Below are 3,983 nucleotides of genomic sequence, written 5' to 3'. Positions count from 1 at the left end.
GGGTAGAACACGGCGTAATAAAAAATCGTCTTGCGATAGGCCTCGAGATAGTCGAGGTTCTTTTCGTCAAATTGTTTGAAGTTTTTGGCTTCGCGATTGAAAAGCTGCACCACCGTCATGCCGGTGATGTTCTCCTGCAGGAAGGCATTGATCTTCGCAATGCGCACGCGAATATCGCGTTCAGCGGCGCGCACTTTTTTCTTGAATATGGCGGTCGCGGCATACAGCAGCGGCACGGTGCTCAAGGTGACGAGCGTGAGCTGCCAGTCGAGCTTGAACAATGCGATGATGATGCCGGTGAGCATGAACACGTCGCCGAACACGGAAACAAGTCCCGAGGTAAACAGGTCGTTGAGCGATTCGACGTCGTTGGTGACGCGCGTCATCAAGCGTCCGACGGGATTGCGATTGAAGAAAGCCAGCGGCAGGCGCTGTAAATGCGAGAAAATCTGCATGCGCAAATCGTACATGATGCGCTGGCCGATGCGTTCCATCATCACCATGCGGTAATAGTTGATCGCCAGGCCGAGCAGCAGCATGCCGAGATAAGCCAGGCAGATCAATGTCAAACCTCGCACATCTTTGTTGGTGATGTGCTGATCGATCGCGATCTTGGACAAGATCGGCCCGAGCACGGCCAGGCCGCTGCTGACCAAAAGCAACACCACGGCCAGCGCCATGCGGCCGCGTATCGGCCGGACATATTTCAACAAACGGCGCATCAAGGCGCCGTCATACGTCGTGGTTAGTTTATCTTCTTCAAATGCGGACATGCTTGTTTTCGACTCCACCGATCCTGTTTTCCACAACTCCAGCCAATTTTATAATGTTTCCAAATCTTCTTCCCATTGCTGCAAACGGCTCAGCTCCGCATAGATTCCGTCTTTTTCGATCAACAAATCGTGCGTGCCCTTTTCGACGATCTCGCCGTCTTTCAACACAATGATGAGATCGGCGTCGCGCACAGTGGAGACGCGATGCGAAATGATGATGCTGGTGCGCTCGCGCATGACCCCGCGCAACCCGCGCAGGATTTCATCTTCGGTGTAGGTGTCCACCGAAGACAGCGCATCGTCGAGAATCAGAATGCTGGGCTGGCGGATGATGGCGCGCGCAATGGCCACACGCTGTTTCTGGCCGCCGGAGAGATTGATGCCGCGTTCGCCCAACAACGTCTCGAAGCGGTCGGGGAATGAATCGATTTCCTCGCGCACGCGCGCAATGGTCGCGACCGAGTGCATGGATTCGCCGTTGCCGTTCTCGATGCCGAACGTGACGTTTTCACGAATCGTGTCTGAAAACAGAAATGTTTCTTGCGGCACAAAGCCGATCTCGCGGCGCAACCGGGCAAGCGGAATTTGGCGAACATCGATGCCATCGATCAGAATTTGCCCTTCGGTCGGATCGAACAGGCGCGGGATGAGATTTACCAGCGTGGATTTGCCGCTGCCGGTATGCCCTACAATAGCGAGCGTCATGCCGGCATGAATCTTGAGATTGATATGTCGCAACGCCCACGCCGATTCGTTATAACGAAAGCCGACCTGGCGAAACTCGATCTCGCCGCGCACCTTTGAGATGGCAAAATTGGTGTGCTCGCTGTCGCGAATGTCCGGCTCTTCGCTCATAATGCGGTTGATGCGCCCCATGGAGGCCGCACCTTGCTGCATGACGTTGATCACCCAACCGAGCGCAATCATCGGCCAGGTGAGCATGCCGATGTAGGCCACAAACGCGACAAACTCGCCCCAACTCAATTTGTCGTGAATCACTTCCAGGCCGCCAATCCACAACAGCAGCAAAATACCCGCGCCGGAGAGCGTGCCCATGCCGGACCACAACAAGCCCTCCACTTTTCCCAGCGCGATGTTTTGCTGCATGTAATCCTGATTGAGCTTGCTGAATTGCTCAATCTCGTAATCCTCGCGCAAATACGATTTGATCACGCGAATGCCGGAAAGATTCTCCTGCGCGCGCGCCGTGATTTTGGAAAATTGTTCCTGAATTTTGGTGTAGGCCGCGTGGATCTTATCCATCGTAAATTTGACGATCACCACCATCAGCGGCAGAATCAGCATGGCCAGCAGCGTCAGTTTCCAACTCATCAACATCATCAAAATAAACGCGCCGACGCCGACGACAATCGTGTTGGAGGCGTACATGATGCCCGGCCCGAGCACGGCGCGCACGCTGTTCAAATCGTTAGTGGCACGCGCCATCAAATCGCCGGTGGGGTGGCGGTTGAAAAATGCACGCGACATGCGTTGCAAATGGCGCAGATAATCGTTGCGCAAATCGTATTCAACGAAGCGCGACACCACGATGATGGTTTGGCGCATCCAGTAACGAAAGAAGCCTTCGCTTGCCGATACCAGCAAGATCAATCCGGCGGACAGCAGCAAACGCTGCGAGGTCAAATCCGTGCGCAGCGTGTCGATGGCATGCTGCAAGACTTTTGGTCCGAGCAAGGCGAAAATATTTGTGACGAAGATAAAAACGCCTCCCAGGAAAATGCGGCCGCGGTATTTTTTAAGATAGGGCAGGAGGGAGGCTAACGAGCGTAGTTCGCTCAGGCCGGTCTTTTTCTTTTCGGATTTGGAGGCATCGGACATATTATTGTACGCGAATAAAATTTGGGGCGACGTATCCCAGGATGCAAGAGCGCCGCTCGATTAAGATCTCAGCAACAATAAATTTTTCTTGCCGGTGATCGGTTGCGCTTTTGAATCGTTTTCGGGGGAAAATTGGCTGTTTGTTACTTTCTTGATAAAGTCCGCTATGCGAACGAATATTTTCTCACGGTCAAAATCGACGGTGAGAACGTGATAGGAATCCTCGACGATCATTTTCTCGCGAGGTTGCGACTGCACCTTTTCGAATAAATAGTCAAGCGCCTTGAGGGGAACCGTATGATCCTGGCGTGAATGAACTGCCAGCAGCGGTATTTTGATTTTGTTTAATTCGGCGCGCACCCGGCGCTGTAAACGCAACAGGGACTTGGCTGCGGCAATGGGATAATGATGGTAGCCATCCAGCAAAGCTTTGCCCTGCGGATCGTGAACATCCGGGCCGCGTGGCTTGCGGCGAATATAGTTGAAGGGCGCTAAAATGCTTATGCTGATCTTCGCCCAGCGCCGCAGTTTCAGCGCCGGCGCTAATGCGACGACGCCCGCAAACGTGTGGTTCGCCGCGAGATGCAGTGCCAGCAAGCCGCCCATGGAAAGGCCGATCACAATTTGCTTCTGTGTACTGCTGCGCAGGCTTTGAAACGATTGTTCCGCCGTGGCCAGCCAATCCTTGTGGGAGACGCGCAATAAATCTTGCGGGGTCGTGGCATGGCCCGGCAGGCGCGGCGTTTGCACAATGTAGCCTTGCGTTGTGAGAAAAGCGGCAAGCCCGGCCATTTCTTGGGGGCTGCTCGTAAAGCCGTGAAGGAGCAGGCATCCGGTTTCATGAGGGCTGGTCATCGCAAACAATATATCATACGCTCACCCAAAAGTCAACTCTCGCCATTGTGGCGCGCGCCTGCACGCGGCGGCAAAAATTTCTTCCCAAAAACAAAACGCCCACTTTTGCTGGTGCGAAAGTGGGCGTGTGAGTAACGCAAAAATTTATGTGAAGCTTAAGGCGCAGCAGCCAGCGGCGCACTCACGGCTTTGAAGGCGTTGAGAATTCCGCCGGTAACCATCTTGCCTTGCAGGCCCGATTTGACATCCACGGATGCCATCAACCGGTTTTTGAGTTGAATGTTGGTGAGCGCGGGAAATTGCGCCAGCGTCAGCGCCGCAATGCCGGCAACATGCGGCGTTGCCATCGAGGTGCCGGAGAGTGACTGATAACCATTGTTGGGCGTCGTGCTCAAAATATTTTTTCCCGGGGCTGCCAGATCAACCGTGGTTGCGCCGTAGTTGGAGCCGGGCACAGGCAGAACCTCGCCGAGGCAGCCGCCGCATATGCCGCCGCCACCGCCGGAACCAAACACC

Annotated in this window: 4 protein-coding genes; all 4 read right to left on the bottom strand. The window is 54.5% G+C overall.

All coding sequences use genetic code 11. The features are described from left to right. The coding region (locus tag FBQ85_27505) for an ABC transporter ATP-binding protein (GenBank protein MDL1878879.1) at window positions 1–773 on the bottom strand (773 nt) is incomplete at its 3' end. 48 nt (window positions 774–821) lie between these two features. Next, entirely contained in the window at window positions 822–2,612 is a 1,791-nt protein-coding gene (locus FBQ85_27500) for an ABC transporter ATP-binding protein (protein MDL1878878.1), read from the bottom strand. A gap of 60 nt (window positions 2,613–2,672) precedes the next feature. Further along, window positions 2,673–3,467 carry an alpha/beta fold hydrolase gene (locus tag FBQ85_27495; protein ID MDL1878877.1) on the bottom strand — a complete coding sequence of 265 codons (795 nt, stop codon included), beginning with the start codon at window positions 3,465–3,467 and terminating at the stop codon, window positions 2,673–2,675. 155 nt (window positions 3,468–3,622) lie between these two features. After that, window positions 3,623–3,983 (bottom strand): hypothetical protein (locus FBQ85_27490; GenBank protein MDL1878876.1); only part of this gene is annotated, 361 nt, incomplete at its 5' end.

This window comes from Cytophagia bacterium CHB2 (genome assembly GCA_030263535.1).
Classification (GTDB): domain Bacteria; phylum Zhuqueibacterota; class Zhuqueibacteria; order Zhuqueibacterales; family Zhuqueibacteraceae; genus Coneutiohabitans.
This window is presented reverse-complemented; position numbering and strand designations above follow the sequence as displayed.